This is a genomic window from Vibrio sp. A37 (assembly GCF_059777565.1).
In genome coordinates, this window is record NZ_JBLNLI010000004.1 from 395,997 (window position 1) to 413,014 (window position 17,018).

Consider the following 17,018-nt stretch of genomic DNA (forward strand, 5'->3'; position numbering starts at 1 on the left):
TGAATGTCTCATGTTGAAAATTTGTAAACATTTGGAGTTATCTATCGAGTACTTGAGTTAACTTTCATGTTTGATGAATTTATATGCGTAAAAATAAAACAATTTGAATATTTACCGAACGACTTGTTAATCTATTGTTTCATTAGAAAAACTAATCGAAAAATTTAAAATATGTCATTGTTTATCGTATAAGATATTTTTTATTATGCGCGGGAAATCTGAATTACATACTTCTGAGAGGCGCATATGGCACACGCAATCAATGTAGAAAACGTTGCATCGAATGACTTGGGCAAAAAACGCTACTCGGTTGACTTCAAAGGACTGTTCAAACATCTTCTAGATGTTCTCTTTACAGACAACAATACTTCTCGTTGTTACAACGCTAGTGATTTGTCTGGTCACATGCAAAGAGATATTGGTATCAACCGATAAGCGAGTTCAGCCAATAAGTGTCCGTAGCAGTTGCTACTGACGTAGAAAGAGCCAGCACTATGAGTTGCTGGTTTTTTTATACCCAAAAAAAGCGCCGCTCGTTAAAAAGCGGCGTTGTCATGTTACATGGGGGGAAGGGGGATTAAGTGACTTTTATGTCACTCAACATTTGTAACATGGACAGTAAGGTAAACAATTCGTTTCACATTTAGTTAACAACATAACAACGAGTTTTTGTAGTTCAATAAATGTAATCATTGTTTTTATTTATGATGCTTTGCTATGGTCCCAAAATCTAGAGATATATACTGATTCATATATCAGCGTATGTTATTGACTTTCTAATTACATCCTTGCTATTGCATCTTCCAAAAGGTGTCAATGTGCACATTGCTTGTTTATTTGCTCAAAACTTGCACAACATACCGTTCACTCATTTCACTTGCATATATACTTTTATTACACGACTTGACTATCTCACAGAGTATTGGGGCTAAGTTATAGGCTGACAACCCTGTTAGGTAGATAACGATGTGTGATTGAATTTTAGTTGACCTCATAGGGTGTTTTACCCAAGAGGAGAGAAATATGACAATTTCAGCGAGAGTAAATCGATACCTTGAAAGCGAAGGGATTGATTACGATATTATATCTCATTATCAAAGTACAAGTTCAGTGGATAGCGCTGTTGCTTCTAAAGTTCCTTTACATCATTTAGCCAAGGCAGTTTTATTAGAGGATCATGAGGGTCGTCGATTGATGGCGGTATTGCCCGCTGATAAAAAGATAAGTTTGTCGGTGTTAAACGATAACTTTAATGCTAAATATTCTCTGATAAAAGAGCCTACGGTATACAGTATGTTTTGGGACTGCGAAAAAGGTGCAGTGCCACCACTCGGTGAACCTTATAATTTAATGGTTGCTTGTGATGAGCTACTAGACAATTTGGACAAAGTTTATATTGAAGCAGGCGATCACGAGACGTTAATTTGTGTCGATAAAGAAACTTTTCAGTTACTTATGTCTAATGCACGTCATTTACGTTTTGGTAAGCAATTTCATTGAGATAAACATAGAATCCTATGGCTGCATTTTGGGATGTTTGTAAAAGCACCATCGACTTTTGAGTCATGGTGCTTTTTTTGGCTTTCTCAATGATTCTTTACTTGAGCTAATTAAATGCTTATTCAAATCATTATGTGAGTTGAATGTTTTACTTATTTGAATCATAATTTGATTTAAATAATAACGTTATTCGACTCACTGAGGTTTATATGTGGATATGGCAACGCAAGCAATGGCCCCATTTCTCATGGGATGAGCAAAGCATTGAGCCTCGTTTGCGACAAGTTAGGCTCAACCAAGGAATCTTGCTGGGTAAAGTGAGCGCGCAGTCGCAGGATAAACAAAAAACCATGCTGGATACTTTGCTCGCAAACATTGTTCATTCAAGTGCAATTGAAGGAGAAAAGCTGAATGCGTTCTCGGTTCGCTCTTCGTTGGCAAATAAGCTAGGTCTGAGTGAGGAAAGACCTTTTCCTACAACAGAGCAAACAGACGGCTTAGCTGAAATAATGCTCGACGCGGTAGAAAATTTAGATGAGCCCTTGGCATTAGGGCGTATCCTAGAGTGGCACAGAAAGCTTTTTCCGGAAGGCTATACCATGTTCAACCCTGTTATAGGGGGCCAGTTGCGTGGCAACGCACCAATGCAAGTTGTATCTGGTCGAATAGATAAGCCAATTATTCACTTTGAAGCCCCGAATAGAGAAATACTTGAGGGGGAACTGGCTGATTTTATTGATTGGTTCAATTCTTCAATAGTTGACTATACGTTGGATCCATTGTTGAGAGCCGCGATAACTCACTTATGGTTTGTGACGCTTCATCCATTAGATGATGGTAATGGCCGCATTACTCGATTGTTAACCGATTTAGCTTTGGCACAAGCAGAAAAACAGTCAGTGCGCTTTTACGCAATGTCTGTAGGCATCTTAGCGAACAGAAAAAGCTATTACCAAATCCTAGAAAACACACAAAAAGGCGATTTAAATATCACAGCTTGGTTGCTCTGGTTTTTAGATGTCCTTGATGAAACATTTTCTGGCGTGTTGGCCGAGATTGATCAAACCGTGTACAAAACCAATTATTGGCGTGGGATCGATCAAACACAACTCAATGCAGAGCAGGTTAAAGTTATCAATCGAATGCTAGATGGAGATTTTGCACAGGGTATCAATACCAGCCAATACCAAAAGGTCGCAAAAGTGAGTAGGGCAACGGCTACTCGACATTTAGCAACGCTTTTGGAGCTAGGGTGTTTAGTTAAATCGGATTCTGGAGGAAGAAGTACGAGGTATTTTTTACCTTAATGTAAAGAAATGGCAGTGGGATTTGCCATTTCTAGTTAGCTGTAGCAATTAGAGCTATTTCTTGCGGCAGTACTCTGCAATCACAAACATTGCTTGACCGTTTGCTTTACCTTGAATGTGAGTTGGGTCATTTGCTGAAAGACTAATGCCTCGAATCACCGTACCTTGTTTGATGACCTGAGAACTGCCTTTAATTGGTAAATCCTTGATTACCGTTACGTCGTCACCTTTTTTAAGCTCAACACCGTTGCAATCTAATGGCTTATCGTCTTCAGACATTCCAATCATTGCCCAATTCTGTTGCTCTTCTTCTATGTACATCATGTCTAACAAGTCTTGCGCCCAACTTTCCGTATTGAGTCGAGTGAGCTGTCGCCAAGCGGTGACTTGGACAGGAGCAACCTGACTCCACATGCTATCACTTAGGCAACGCCAATGATTAATATCTTTTGGATCCTCAATTTCACTCGTACATTTTTCACATAGTAAAATGCTATGATCAACAGTAAGTTGACTGTAAGGCGGCACGACATAAGGCGTTAGTTGCTTGGTACTTGAGCAAAGCTCACACTTAGATTGACTGCGTTCGAGCAACGAAGCTTCGATAGACATAAGTATCTCTTGTGGGTTAACAATAAAAACGCGGGTATTATACTCAAGGAATATAAAGATGCACTTAATGATAGTTGGTGGAGAATATTAAATGGCAATTTGGAAACGAGATATTGACCTTGATGTTTTGAATGAAACGTCAAAAAATACCCTAATTGAACATTTGCAAATTGAATACACACAATTTAATGAAAACTCAATATCCGCAACAATGCCTGTCTGTTCGTTTACCCATCAACCTCTTGGCATGCTCCACGGGGGCGCTTCGGTTGTTCTAGCAGAAACACTGGGCTCCGTTGCTGCAAATTTCTGTGTTGAAAAAGGCTCGTACTGTGTTGGATTAGATATAAACGCAAACCATATTCGGTCAATGAGATCTGGGACAGTGATTGGCAAAGCTGAGCCGATACATTTGGGTGTGACTACTCAAGTGTGGCAAATCAACATTACTGACGAGAGAGAGCGCTTAGTTTGCACGAGCAGACTTACTGTTGCTGTAAAAAGAAAACAATAAGAGGTGAGGTTTAAACAGTGGTACTTGAGTTCAAGAATGGAAAAATTATTGTTACGCCCTATGAGCTTGTGGTTAAAGCAGGTGGCGATAATATGATTACAATGCAAGCTAGTGCTGAAAATGTTGTTCTGATAGGTAATGGAGCAAACGTGATATCAGCCAATATTGGCGACATGAAATGGTCTATAAAGCTGGACTCAGAGGAACAAATACAGCAAATATCTCAGCAGTTAGGTTGTGATATCTTGTAACTATATTCTCGCAAAAGTAAAACATGCTCTAAATATCCCTTGATATATCGTCTAAAATAGGGAAACTAATTTTGGTCCCAAAAAAAATGAGATTTCCTCTTTATGGTAAGCCCAAGGCTAAGAGCACAATTTGAAAAGCTATTTGAACATTACAATGGAGAAAACTGCGAAGTTCAGTTAGACGAAATTACAGAGATATTATTCTGTACACGTCGAAACGCAAGAATTGTACTGAATAAATTAGAGGAAGAGGGATGGATAGAGTGGCGTCCTTCTCCAGGGCGAGGGAAACTATCCCAGCTGAATTTCAAGCGAAGCAGAAACGATATTAGCGAAACCTTAGCTAAGCGTTATCTAGATGAAGGAAAAATAGAACAAGCGTTGGCGGTGTTGGGACATGATGCCGTAAAGCTTTCTCAAGTTGTTGAGGGTTATTTAGGGCTGCAACAGCAAGAAGGTGAACAAGTCATTAGGTTGCCATACTATCGACCGCTTTCGATGCTCAATCCTTTTAAACCCATGCGACGTTCTGAATTACATATTGCACGCCAAGTGTTTAGCGGATTAATCCGTTTGGATGAAAGTGAATCAATACAACCCGATTTGGCCCATTCATGGGAAGCGATCTCTCCTTTTCATTGGCGGTTTTACATCCGTCCAGGTGTGCGTTTTCACAATGGAGACCAACTGACGATTGACTGTATTCTCGAAAGTATTAGAGCGTTAAAAACGACAGATTTATTTAGCCATATTTCAAAAGTAGAATCGCCTGCAAACTGGGTTGTAGATATTCTATTGAGCCAGCCGGATATACGCCTACCTTTATTACTCACCGAGTCTTGCGCGAAAATATTACCTAAGCAATCTACCCGTTCTGAAAACTTCGATAGGTTACCAGTGGGTACAGGCCCATATAAAGTGATTCAAAATGACAATAAGCGACTGGTTTTGCAAGCGAACGACAATTATTTTGGCTTTCGTCCTCTTTTAGATAGGGTTGAAGTTTGGGTGATCGATAAAGTTCATTCTTCTATAGTATTTCCTAGTCTTACCAAGCCTAAAAGGGGCACAATGACGGAAGGAGTTGAATTGGATCCCGGATGTACTTATCTATTGCTGAACAGGAGATCGGGTTTGGCAACCGATGATAGGTGGGCAATGTACTTTTTAAATAGGCTAAACTCTCTGAATTTGTTTGGTCATATTTCTCAAACTCAGGTGACGGAACTCGGTATTTTGCCAGCCCACGGCATCAAGCCGGGCTGGTATCATCAGCCATATGCAGACAAAGATGCTTTTCCACCTGAAAGCGGAACGGTAAAGATCGCTTATTATTCTCAGCACCCGATGTTTCCGACACTTGCTCAGAGTATCCAGAAAGTACTAAAAAATGATGGGGTATCTGTCGAACTGGTTAAATACGATATGGATCTTCCGAATAGTGAGCAAGTCGATATCTGGATAAAACCGATGGGAATTACCAATAACCGAGAAGATGCGCTTGCTGGTTGGTTATTAAATTACAGTGATGTAAAAACGTTTAGTTTAGAAGAAGACTATCAATTTTGGACACAACAAATCAGTGATTGGCGTTCAGGTGAAATAGAAGTATTTCCGAGCCAATCACTTGCAAAGTCACTCGTTGAAAAAATGCAAATTATCCCAATGTTTCATTGTTGGTTGGGAGTAAGTAAAGACCACTGTGGTTCAATTCAGAATGCGAAATGTAATGCACTTGGTTGGTTCGATTTTAGTCAAGTCTGGGTTAAACCAGACGGTGAATTGTAAGCAACCTGATTTATACGTTGTTTATATTGATCAATAACATACAGAAAATCACCTTGATCTATATCTATAAATTGATAATCAATAAAATAAAACCTGTTAACATTTATACAACCTGTTAGAATGGCCGCGATTTAATACAACATTCCTTGAAAAATACAGTAAAGAGGTGCTCCATGGAGCTAGCTTTGATCGTCGTATTCATCGCCACAGCAACAGTTATGGTGGTAAAAGAGATGAAATCGTCAAAGGATATGAACAACTCTAAGTGATAATATCTAAAGAGATATTTGAGCTTTTCCTGCTAAGGCCAGTGGAGTAATCGCTGGCTTTTTGTTTTAATAAGCCTATTCAAAAAGTTATACGCTCAAATTGACAACATGTTATTTTGGGTTGATGGTCGAATGTCGAAAATCATCTATTGTATAGAGATAATAGTCATCCCACGGAGTAGGTTTTGCAGAGCCCAGTCACGTTAGAAGCTTTACATATATTAGATGCTATTGAAAGGCGAGGTAGCTTCGCAGCCGCAGCAGTAGAGCTTGAAAGAGCGCCTTCATCATTGAGTTATCAAATTCAAAAACTCGAGCAAGAACTCGATATCATGATATTCGATCGTTCTGGACACAAAGCATCTTTTACCGATGCGGGAAAGCTTATTTTAAATCAGGGGCGGCAAATACTATCAGCAACAAAAAACTTGGTAAATGAAGCAAGCTTGGTTGCTAACGGCTGGGAACTTGACTTAACGTTGGCATTTGATGGCATTATTCCTGTCAGCAACTTTTTCCCACTTGTTGAAGCGTTCAGTCAGGTGAGTAAGACCAGAGTTAAGTTACAAGAGGAAATTCTTGCCGGAAGTTGGGAGTCACTATTACAAGGGCGAGCAGACTTATTGGTTTGTCCAAGAGTAGGGGATGAACCTTTACCGCCAGAGGTGAAGTCAGTTGCGTTGGGGAAATTTTCAATGGTATGGGTGGCGAGTAGCAATCACTATATACATAAAAGAAAAGGCCCATTTGATGAGGAGGCGCGTGAAAAATATCGCGTAATAGCAATCGCTGATACTGCAAGAGAGCAGGCAGCAATCAGTGTAAATATTCTACAAAAACAACCTCGTGTTACTGTGACTAATTTTCACGCCAAAATTGAAGCTTTGAGAGTAGGGTTAGGTATCGGCACTTTACCTAGTCAGGTTGCGTCTCCACTGATTGATTCGGGTGAACTAAAGATAATTGAAGGCAGTGAGGAAAAGTTCGCCGATATCATTCTCTCTTGGAGGAGAAACTCTATCGGCGAGGCTAAATCTTGGTGTATTCAATATTTGCAGAAAAACTGGAAATTAGCTTAAGATCTACGAAGATCGAATGGGATCGTTCTACTTCTCAAGGGTTTAGTGTCAATTTCATGTCGGCAATGCCATCTTCAAATTCAACTTCTAATTCAAAACCGAGACTTGAGGCCAACCTAAGCATGCCTTGATTAGTTGGCATTGTCATACCCTGAATTTGTCTGGTGCCTTTTTCTTTGCAGTAATGGATGATTTTCTCCATTAAAATTTTACCTAATCCATTCCGTTTTAAATCTGAACGAATCAAAATAGCGAACTCTGCTACATCGTTGTCTGGATCAATGAGCGCCCTAGAGACGCCTAGGATTTTGGGGCTCTGCTCACTATCTTGAACGGCTACAAATGCCATCTCTCGGTCATAATCAATTTGAGTCAGCTTGGCTAAAGCTTCATGGTTTAACTCACCAACTTCAGTAAAAAACCGTTTATACAAATCTTCTTTTGAAACTTGCTTGATAAAGTCAGAATGTATAGGTTCGTCTTCAGGTCTGACTGGACGTAAAAGAATTGGCGTATTGTCTTTCAACTGTGTGTTTTCTTCCAATTCGACGGGGTAAGGTCTTATCGCTAACCGCTTTTGAGGATCTAAGTCGTATTTTTGTATGGTCAAATGAGCATCGAGAATAGTGAACTCATTGCCTCGAATAAGAAGCGGATGGATATCTAATTCAACGATTTGAGGAAAAGCAATAATCATCTGTGATAGACGTACTAAAAATTGAGATAGTGCTTTTATATCGATCGGCTTAATCAGTTTTTGTGGTGTGATGCAGCCGGTTTTGATTGCCCGAATAATCATATATCGCGCTAGGGTTGTGTTTAACGGAGGAAGGGCAGCTTCCGCATCTTGAGATTCATCCCACTCTGAACCTCCTTGGCCAATCAGGATAACAGGACCAAATATAGCGTCGTTTTTTACCTTGACTCGTAACTCATCACCCCCTGAGGTTTCGGCCATAGCCTGAATGACTAAGCCATCGATTTTAGCTTTTGGAAAGTGTCTTTTAGTTCGGTTGAATATTCCGCGAGCTGCGCTGGCCACTTCGCTATCATTTTGTTGGTTTAGCATTACGCCATATACGTCAGATTTATGTGAGATATCTGGTGAGCGAAGTTTGACAGCGACTGGATAGCCGATGTTATTGGCAACACTAATTGCTTCATTCGAGTTTGAGGCTAACCAAGTTGGTAGTACCTTAAAGCCTAAATGTTCAAAGAAATAACCAAGTTGGTGGGTATCAAGCTGAACAGTGTTGTTGCCTTTTAATTGTTGTTTTAACCATTTTTGGGATTTTTCAAGTTCAACTGTGTCAATTTGTTGCGCAGTTGAAGGCGTTTCCATCAATTGTTTTTGGTTGCGTCGATAACTTACCAAGTGCATAAATGCTGTAGCAACGGCTTCTGGAGTCCTATAGGTAGGGATACCAGCTGCTGAAAATAAACTCCTAGCTTGTTTAGCGGTATAGTCGCCACACCAGTTAGTCAATATATTGAAATGCTGCTTTCTAGGGTGTGTTTTGATCGTTTCTATAATAGCTTGCGCAGTTTCAACTCCAGGAGCGATGGACGAAGGGCTATGCATAACAACAATGGTATCAGCGACATCACTATTCATAATGGTCGTAAGAGTTTGTGTGTATCGTCTGATATCGGCGTCTCCGGCAATATCAATCGGGTTGGCATGACTCCAACTATTTGGCAGAAATTCTGAAAGTTTATCGATGAGCGATACGTCGAGCTGTGCAAGTTTTCCACCATGTTCAGAGAGCGTATCGACTGCCATAATCGCTTGTCCACCACCGTTGGTGATGAATGCGATTCGTTCACCGCGCAATGGAATTGAGTGTGTAAGCGTTTCGAATGCAGCAAATAAGTCGTGTGTGGTCGTTACACGAAGCATACCTGCTCGACGTATTGCCGAGTCATAAATGATATCTAAAGAGTCTTCACCACCAGTATGGATTTTGACAGCTTCTTGCCCTAATTTTGTTCGACCGCTTTTTAGAACCAGAATTCGCCTATTACGAGAAGCTGCACGTGCGGCAGACAGAAAACGACGAGCATCATGTATCGAGTCTACATGTAGCATTATGGCGTTCGTCTTAGTGTCTGTACTTAGCCAATCTAATAATTCAGGAAATCCAATATCACTGGCGTTTCCTAGTGAAATAACCGCTGAAAAACCTATCTGATTATCTTTTGCCCAGTCGAGGACTGTTGTGCATACTGCCGCCGACTGAGAAACGAAGGCTATTTTTCCTTTGTCTGCTGGTATAGGAGAGAACGAGGCATTTAAATTTACCCAAGGCAGAATCAGCCCTAAGCTATTAGGGCCTAGTACATTCATCTTGGCTTTCTTGGCGATTGACAGACATTGATCTTGTATGGATGTTCCGTCTTTGTCTAGCTCATCCATATCGGCAGACAGAACAATGACAATCTTACAGCCTTTTTTACTAAGAGCTTTAAAAGTATCAATATTACGCGTTGCGTGGGTGCAAAGAATGGCAATATCTGGCTCTAATGGCATTGATTCAATATTTGGATAAGCGAGCACCCCACATACAGATTTGTAGGATGGTGTGACGGGAATAATAATACCTTCAAAACTACCTTGTAGGAGGTTGTTCATGACGATATTTCCCGCTCTACCCAGTTTGGTTGAAGCACCAATTACAGCAACAGATTTAGGTCTAAAAAAGTGTTCTAAGTTTTTCATAGTTAAATCCGTAAAGTTAACTTCAGGGTCAGGGTATACAAATTGGCGTAATGTTTTGGCCAAATATTTATAGCTTGTGATCGATTAATCATACTAACGATATTACTTTGTGTCTCAAGTCACAGTGTATCAATATAATGTTAGTCAGTTGGGTTGATTATAGGCCATGCTAACGGCATGATTTATGGTAGGTTATATTTTCGGGGCATTTAGAATTTCATGAAGAAAATAGCGATAGTAGGAATATCAGTTCTTTTGTCAGCGTGTTCAACAGGCACATATACAATGGATGTTAGCTCAGAAAGTTATCGTGAAGCATACCCAGTAGCTAAAGTCGATCAGCCGGTCGTATCTCAAGATGGCTCGATGAATGGCATCACAGAGAAAAACGTAACTCCAGCGACTCAATCCAAAATTGTTCCTAGCAAAGCGGCGGCTTCTAAACCAATGAAAGCCAAACCCGCAGTAGCTATCATTCCACCTACAGCAAAACAGATAGCTAAAAATCCTAGGTTTGGGTTCACCATTCAGGTCGTTGCGGTTGGTACACAAACCAAAGTTGATGAGTTTGCACGCAAACTGCCCACTGCAGGAGAGCCCATTTGGGAGAATTATAAAGTTGTAAATGGCACTAAGTGGTACACAGTATTATATGGAGATTATGCAACTAGAGTTGAAGCAAAAGAAGCGATAGCGACATTACCGATGGAGTTTAAAAACTTAAAACCATTTGTGAAAAGTATCGATGCCATTAAAAACTCTGAATATCCTACTTTAAACAAACTCAACTGATTTGAATTGTAAGAGCTCGAAAGAGCTCTTTTTTTATGTGTAGTCATCAAAAGTGAGTGTTATTGCACCACTTAGCATCACTTCATCAAAGCTAGTTTTTAAAAGCATGGATCTTGAGGTGAATTTGATTATCATAAGCATCTATTCCTAAAGATTCATCAAGGAAAGATTTTAATGTCAAAAAAGACCATTTTATTGCTGTGTGGTGGAGGTTCAGCCGAGCACGAAGTTTCCCTCGTCTCTGCAAATTACGTTCAGGACCAGTTGGAAAAAAGCGGAGACTTTGACGTCGTTCGTATTGAAATTCGTACTGATGGCTGGTTTAACGATAAAGAACAACTTTCTTATCTGGATACCAACACTGCTTCTATAAACAGCGCTACCTCATCTGTTGAAATAGATTTTGTCGTACCTTGTATTCATGGGTACCCAGGTGAAACGGGTGATATTCAATCCATGCTTGAACTAGCAGGAATTCCTTATTTAGGTTGCGGCCCAGAAGCAAGTTCCAATTGCTTCAATAAAATTACGTCTAAGCTCTGGTATGACACATTAGGGATACCAAATACGCCGTATCTGTTCTTGAGCTCAAACAGCGAACAAGCATACCAAGAAGCCAAGCAAGCATTTGAGAATTGGGGGAGTGTGTTTGTAAAGGCAGCAAGACAAGGCTCTTCTGTTGGTTGCTATAAAGTGACTCAATTAGAGCAGCTAGAAGAATCCATTGGAGCTGCGTTTGAGTATTCAGATCAAGTTCTTATTGAAAAGGCACTTCAGCCTAGAGAATTAGAAGTCGCAGCCTACGAATTAAACGGAGAATTGTTTGTTACCAAGCCAGGAGAAATTATTGCTCCCAAAGGCGCATTTTACACTTATGATGAAAAGTACAGTGAGAACAGCCATTCGTTGACAGAGGTTGAAGCACAGGGCTTAACTGAACAGCAGCTAGCAGACATCCATCAATACGTACATAAAGTATTTAATCATCTTCGTTTACGGCATTTGTCGAGAATCGATTTCTTTTTAACTGAAAGTGGTGAGATTTTCCTAAATGAAGTAAACACGTTTCCAGGAATGACTCCAATTTCAATGTTTCCAAAGATGCTAGAAAATAACGGCCATGCATTTAGCGAATTTCTAGCATCTTGTGTCAATAATGATTAACGCCAAGGCTTAATCGTTTTAAACACTATCTTCTCAGCTTCAGCTTGCTCTTTGTTACCTAAATACTGATAGGGCATAGCTGGGCTTAGCCATCGACCAAAGTGTTGAATATCTCTAGGATTCAAACCTTGTTTTGCAAGCTCTCTAACAGCACCAACCCTCAAGGATTGCCCAGACAGTTTCCCATCAATACCTAATTTGTCTCCCACACGACGCATTACGCGGTAGATAGATGAATCATCCATAGGGTTTGTTGCTATATTGCCGTGTTTATCGATCGCGCGGAACACAGTGCCTTCTTGACAAGGAACTAAAATACTCCAAGCATCTAATGCTCGCTTTGCAGCGTCGGTTAGTCTGTAATTTGATTCGCCTAATTTAATGTAAGCGTCTTCGTTTGAGATATGTATATCAGTAAACATAAAAGCTTTAAGTTCCGAACGCTTCATTGCACATTCAAACATTACGTAGCATATCGCTAAATCTCTTACCTCTTGAATTGAAGGGGGTTTAGCGATTAGAGTTTCTAATTTTTTTATATGATGCAACTGCAAAGGGATGGCTTGCTTCGCATCGCCATGTTTGTTTAGTCGGACTTCAGTTAGAGAGTTGCGCACTTGCGAATTGGTTGTTGGATCTTTTTGAGAGAGGATTCTGTGTATCAAGCCAATGGTAACAGTATTTCTTCTAACCGTGGCGTACTTTCTTTTAACCGCTAAACGTTCAATATATTGTCGAATTGCAGTGGCAGAAGCGGGGAGTGGGCTAACATGTTTTTCGATGCAAAACTCCACATATAAATTCCAATCTTTTACCATAGCAAGCAAAGAATTTTTCGAATATTCGTTACTCGTCAAATTATTCATTTGTTCTATATTAATTGCTTGGGAAAACTCAACAATTTTGTGACGAAGCTCTTCAGTATCATTAATAATTCGAATGTTTTTTCTCATTATGGTGCACTATAACTAAGCATTTATATACTAATATACTTGATAACATTAGATATGCAATTATTATTTAAGTAACTATTAAAACTAATAAAGGTTATTCAAGGCAAGCTATGGCAGTTACTCTATATCGAGGCTTCAACTTAAAAACGAGTGGTGACTCCAAGGAAATATGGCAAGTGCAAATAAAAGAGAGCACGTTAGTTGGTAGCCTAAACGCACTCAAGAAGAGTGTTGACTGGTATGTTGACACCAATTCAATTATTGACCCGAGGGAGTTCGAAAATGTCGGCAAAAGGCCAGAGACTCTAGAAAAAGCCACTCAAGAAGACTTCAATGGCTTCACATTGAAAAATGACTCTGGTGAACCGAATGGTTGGTATTGTTTTTTCAATGGGCGTTTAATTAAAGGCAGCAGGCTTGCACTGGAGCGGCACATACAGGCATACTTGATCGCTAAACAAAAAGCGCAACAACAGCAACAAAAGAAGTAACTTAACATGAGCCTAGTTTATTCCACAGAAGTTGGTCGAATTAAACCTGAAGAAGAAAAAGTTGAACGTCCTAAAGGCGACGGCATTGTCCGAATACAGCGCCAAACTAAAGGAAGAAAAGGTAAAGGTGTTTGTATTGTTAGTGGCCTAGACCTTGATGACGCGCCATTAAAATTGCTGGCCGCAGAACTCAAAAAAGTATGTGGTTGTGGAGGTTCCGTAAAAGACGGCAATATTGAAATCCAAGGTGATGCCAGAGACAAAATCAAAGCTCACTTGGAGAAAAAAGACTACAAAGTTAAGCTAGCCGGCGGCTAATTGAAGCAATACAGTCTGAGCTAAAACCTAGAGAACTAAAACTCACTACAATGGCTTATTGTAGTGAGTTAATAATTAGAATGAGAATCAAAGATTAACATACTGATTATTAAGTATTTTATGGTAAATCACTGTTATGTTTAATGGTTTCCGCTCAAAAGAGCATTTGGTAAAAAAGGGGATAACAGACATTATTTCATCTCCCATTGTATTTAACATAACGTACATAATGCGCACTAATGATGTAGACCCAAAGTAGTAATGTCCGGTTTAAGCAATTTTAAAATGTCCTCTTATGCTTGATCTATTCCATCACATAAAGGACGACAACCGGATGCTGATTACCATGAGTGACCAAGATATAAACCGATATAAGATTTTGCAGGATGTAATTGAACGTCGGTTACGCCAAGTCGATGCCGCTAAGCTGCTGCAACTTACCACAAGACAAGTTCGCCGATTGCTGAGCAAGTTAAAATCTCATGGTATTTCCAGTCTGCCTCACGGCGCTCGTGGTAAGCCAAGCAATAATTGCTACCCAACTGAGTTACGTGAAGAAGTTTTACGTGTTGTCCGTAAACACTATCACGATTTCTCGCCAACATTTGCTCATGAAAAACTTTTTGAGGAACATAATTTAACGGTATCCGTTGAGACACTTCGTCTTTGGATGATCGCTGATGGTTTGTGGGTTCCACACTCACAGCGTAAGCCTCGAATCTATCAGCCTAGACACCGCCGAGACTGTCTTGGTGAGCTCGTTCAGATTGACGGCTCACATCATGATTGGTTTGAAGGTCGAAGTCCAAAGTGTTGCCTGTTAGTATTTATTGATGATGCGACCAGCAAGCTCATGAACCTAAGATTTAGTGAGACTGAGTCTGCTTTCGACTACATGGTAGCAACACGAGAATATGTCGACCGACATGGTAAGCCGATTGCATTTTACAGTGATCGACATGCTATTTTTCATGTGAGTAACAAGAATACAGTTGAAGCTAAAAAGCCAACCCAGTATGGCCGAGTTCTGCATGATCTGAACATCGAGCTTATCTGTGCCAACAGCTCACAAGCTAAAGGCAGAGTTGAACGCGCCAACTCGACACTACAAAACCGTCTGGTCAAGGAAATGCGCTTGCAAGGTATTAATACGATTGAGGAAGCCAACGTATGGCTGCCCTACTTCATTGATGACTACAACCGACGCTTTGCAAAAGCCCCCAACTACTCTAAGGATCTTCATCGGCCTGTCAGAGAAACGAACGATGAATTGGATGATATTTTCTCTTGGCAAGAAATAAGAAAACTCTCTAACTCATTGACTTTTCAGTATGATAAAGTGCTTTACCTTGTTGAACCTACGGAAGAAAACTCACGACTCGTTCATGAAGAAGTTAAGATTCTCGACTACCCAAACGGTGAAATTGCTATTCAATATGAACACCGAAAACTCAACTTCAAAACCTTTGATAAACTACAAAAAATCGACCAAGGTCGCGTGGTTGATAACAAACGGTTGGGCCAAGTATTACGTTTTGCTCAGCAAAAACAAGAAGAGTTTGAATTGAAGAAACAAAGTGAACGGAGTCGAAATGGTCCTAAACGAACAGCGCAAAAGCGATCAATACAAGAAAAATATAAGCTTTTAAACCCTGCTGCTAGCTCTAGTGTAAGGAAGTAAGTCGTTTTAGTTCAGACTAATTGGATGTATCCACAAACCGAATAAGTAACTCACCATCAAGACGATAGTACTCTTTTTCTTCGACCACAGAAGCTCCAATCGCTTGATAAAACTTCCCTGCATTTGGGTTGGTTGATTCTGCTGTCCAGTCAAATCGATTACAGTCAGTATCGATAGCGATTTGAGCAATGTGTTGCATTAACTTTATTCCAACCCCTTCACCTCTTACCATAGAAGAAACAAAAAGATCTTTCATAAACATTTGCCCTGAAAGCTTTGGTGCGGGATACATAATGGTGAATGTGGCAAAGCCGACTACGTTCGACTCATGATAAAAGGCTACAACCGATACACCTGAGTTCTGTGAAAAGACTTTATTACTTAGATAATCTCGAACCTCTGCCTCACTAGCAGCATCTTTGCCAAAGTAATAGCGTTCTAGCTCAATGAAAAGTGGAACTAAATCTAATGCATTTTCCTTGGTTAATTCTTTTATCATCCTAATCTAAACATACCTTTAATGAATATTATAATACTGTATATTTAATCAGTCTTATGTTCAACTTTTTAATCATCGAGTCTATAAACAGGACATTTTAATCTAGTTGAAAAAGCGGACATTTTAAAAAAGGAGTGACAAATGATGCATATGTAAATATAGTAATTTGAAAGATTGAGAAATAATGATTCAATGTAATAACAAAGTTGAATTATGGCCTAAAAGTTACGTTATTTACATAAGAGCCCTATTTAAATAACTAAGCCCCATGTAGTAGATAGCTAGTTTGCGAACGTGTTTTAGTATTCTAGACGCGTGCGCGTAATCATTTGGTGGCGATATTTCCAGTACACCATAGCTATTAGAATATATCGTGCGTATATCGCATGCTCTGTTTGTATCGGCGTTTAGGTTGATTCCATAAAGGTTTTACACTATATTTTTTCGACCAATTAGTATGGAAGCGGATGAATGCACATTAAATGGAAAATATTTTGCAGTTCACTCACAGTAATTCTGCTGTCATCTTGTTCCACAGTATCCAATTTAGAGCTGAAAAGTCGCGCTGCTGTTCAGGGACACCCCTCAATAATATCCTCAGAGTTCGCGCCTCAACAATCAGAAGAATGCACAATCCGCACTAAACAAAGTTGCCCAGAACCAAGTCCATTCCAAACAATTCGAGATGTATGTGTCGAACATGTCTTAAAGACAGCAATTGCATTAAATACCAATTATATCCTAGTCGAGAAGCCTGCATACTATCCCGTATTAGGAATTATAGACATTCCTGTTGGATCCCCCACTGCGACACTTTATAGTTGTAATAATCTTGTTTCTAACTCGGAATTGAAGTCCAAGGAATCAGAAAGCAGCGATTAACCCAAAATACCGTTTACTCAAGGTGAGCGGTAATATTTTTTCTTGAGTTATGTGTACTTGAGGTACGTTTCCAAAATTAGGCATAGAACCTAGTAGAACGATCAAAAGTTTGACTATATTTTAACTATGAATATAGAGCGAATGTAAATCTAATGTGGAAATTCGTATATCAAGCTATAAAAGTTACTTATTGCAGACT

General features: G+C 39.8%; 16 protein-coding genes. 12 read left to right on the forward strand and 4 right to left on the reverse strand.

Annotated features, from left to right (window positions below; translation table 11 throughout):
- The first annotated feature begins 246 nt into the window (after nucleotides 1-246).
- The 3 genes from ACM2FC_RS10030 to ACM2FC_RS10040 all read left to right on the forward strand — a co-directional run bounded on the left by ACM2FC_RS10030 (nucleotide 247) and on the right by ACM2FC_RS10040 (nucleotide 2,807).
- Complete coding sequence (locus ACM2FC_RS10030; protein ID WP_498480769.1) at nucleotides 247-435, forward strand: hypothetical protein; 189 nt, start codon at nucleotides 247-249, stop codon at nucleotides 433-435.
- A 588-nt stretch (nucleotides 436-1,023) separates the two neighbouring features.
- Nucleotides 1,024-1,500, forward strand: coding sequence for an aminoacyl-tRNA deacylase (locus tag ACM2FC_RS10035; protein WP_498480770.1), 477 nt, complete (start codon nucleotides 1,024-1,026; stop codon nucleotides 1,498-1,500).
- A 209-nt stretch (nucleotides 1,501-1,709) separates the two neighbouring features.
- Nucleotides 1,710-2,807, forward strand: a complete 1,098-nt coding sequence (locus tag ACM2FC_RS10040) for a Fic family protein (protein WP_498480771.1) — start codon at nucleotides 1,710-1,712, stop codon at nucleotides 2,805-2,807.
- Nucleotides 2,808-2,861: 54 nt separating this feature from the next.
- Here ACM2FC_RS10040 and ACM2FC_RS10045 read toward each other — a convergent pair whose 3' ends face one another.
- Nucleotides 2,862-3,419, reverse strand: a complete 558-nt coding sequence (locus tag ACM2FC_RS10045; RefSeq protein WP_498480772.1) for a PhnA domain-containing protein — start codon at nucleotides 3,417-3,419, stop codon at nucleotides 2,862-2,864.
- Nucleotides 3,420-3,510: 91 nt separating this feature from the next.
- Here ACM2FC_RS10045 and ACM2FC_RS10050 point away from each other — a divergent pair, with 91 nt between their 5' ends.
- From ACM2FC_RS10050 to ACM2FC_RS10065, 4 genes are all read left to right on the forward strand, one after another.
- Nucleotides 3,511-3,933: a hotdog fold thioesterase gene (locus ACM2FC_RS10050; protein WP_498480773.1), complete on the forward strand. Its 423-nt coding sequence runs from the start codon at nucleotides 3,511-3,513 to the stop codon at nucleotides 3,931-3,933.
- 17 nt (nucleotides 3,934-3,950) lie between these two features.
- Complete coding sequence (locus ACM2FC_RS10055) at nucleotides 3,951-4,184, forward strand: DUF3389 family protein (protein ID WP_498480774.1); 234 nt, start codon at nucleotides 3,951-3,953, stop codon at nucleotides 4,182-4,184.
- Nucleotides 4,185-4,286: 102 nt separating this feature from the next.
- Nucleotides 4,287-5,972, forward strand: a complete 1,686-nt coding sequence (locus ACM2FC_RS10060) for an SgrR family transcriptional regulator (RefSeq protein ID WP_498480775.1) — start codon at nucleotides 4,287-4,289, stop codon at nucleotides 5,970-5,972.
- Nucleotides 5,973-6,426: 454 nt separating this feature from the next.
- Nucleotides 6,427-7,320, forward strand: a complete 894-nt coding sequence (locus ACM2FC_RS10065) for a LysR substrate-binding domain-containing protein (RefSeq protein ID WP_498480776.1) — start codon at nucleotides 6,427-6,429, stop codon at nucleotides 7,318-7,320.
- A 34-nt stretch (nucleotides 7,321-7,354) separates the two neighbouring features.
- Here the strand turns inward: ACM2FC_RS10065 and ACM2FC_RS10070 are convergent, their stop codons facing one another.
- On the reverse strand, nucleotides 7,355-10,039 hold the full coding sequence (locus ACM2FC_RS10070; protein ID WP_498480777.1) for a bifunctional acetate--CoA ligase family protein/GNAT family N-acetyltransferase: 2,685 nt from the start codon (nucleotides 10,037-10,039) through the stop codon (nucleotides 7,355-7,357).
- A 219-nt stretch (nucleotides 10,040-10,258) separates the two neighbouring features.
- Between ACM2FC_RS10070 and ACM2FC_RS10075 the strand changes: the two genes are divergently transcribed.
- Together ACM2FC_RS10075 and ACM2FC_RS10080 are read left to right on the forward strand one after the other, a co-directional pair.
- Nucleotides 10,259-10,831: an SPOR domain-containing protein gene (locus tag ACM2FC_RS10075; protein ID WP_498480778.1), complete on the forward strand. Its 573-nt coding sequence runs from the start codon at nucleotides 10,259-10,261 to the stop codon at nucleotides 10,829-10,831.
- A 174-nt stretch (nucleotides 10,832-11,005) separates the two neighbouring features.
- A complete protein-coding gene (locus tag ACM2FC_RS10080; RefSeq protein WP_498480779.1) occupies nucleotides 11,006-11,995 on the forward strand; it encodes a D-alanine--D-alanine ligase in 990 nt (329 codons plus the stop codon).
- Here ACM2FC_RS10080 and ACM2FC_RS10085 read toward each other — a convergent pair.
- Nucleotides 11,992-12,948 (reverse strand): tyrosine-type recombinase/integrase, encoded by a 957-nt coding sequence (locus ACM2FC_RS10085; RefSeq protein ID WP_498480780.1) that lies wholly within the window; start codon nucleotides 12,946-12,948, stop codon nucleotides 11,992-11,994. The two genes, ACM2FC_RS10080 and ACM2FC_RS10085, sit on opposite strands and share 4 nt — an antisense overlap.
- A 110-nt stretch (nucleotides 12,949-13,058) precedes the next feature.
- Here ACM2FC_RS10085 and ACM2FC_RS10090 point away from each other — a divergent pair, with 110 nt between their 5' ends.
- The 3 genes from ACM2FC_RS10090 (at nucleotide 13,059) to ACM2FC_RS10100 (ending at nucleotide 15,438) form a co-directional block, all read left to right on the forward strand.
- The gene (locus ACM2FC_RS10090; RefSeq protein ID WP_498480781.1) at nucleotides 13,059-13,439 is read left to right on the forward strand and encodes a DUF3319 domain-containing protein; all 381 of its coding nucleotides are present in this window, start codon (nucleotides 13,059-13,061) and stop codon (nucleotides 13,437-13,439) included.
- 6 nt (nucleotides 13,440-13,445) lie between these two features.
- Entirely contained in the window at nucleotides 13,446-13,757 is a 312-nt protein-coding gene (yciH, locus tag ACM2FC_RS10095; RefSeq protein WP_498480782.1) for a stress response translation initiation inhibitor YciH, read from the forward strand.
- A gap of 346 nt (nucleotides 13,758-14,103) precedes the next feature.
- Entirely contained in the window at nucleotides 14,104-15,438 is a 1,335-nt protein-coding gene (locus ACM2FC_RS10100) for an ISNCY family transposase (protein ID WP_498480795.1), read from the forward strand.
- 16 nt (nucleotides 15,439-15,454) lie between these two features.
- Here ACM2FC_RS10100 and ACM2FC_RS10105 read toward each other — a convergent pair whose 3' ends face one another.
- Nucleotides 15,455-15,937: a GNAT family N-acetyltransferase gene (locus ACM2FC_RS10105; protein WP_498480783.1), complete on the reverse strand. Its 483-nt coding sequence runs from the start codon at nucleotides 15,935-15,937 to the stop codon at nucleotides 15,455-15,457.
- Between the last annotated feature and the right edge of the window lie 1,081 nt (nucleotides 15,938-17,018).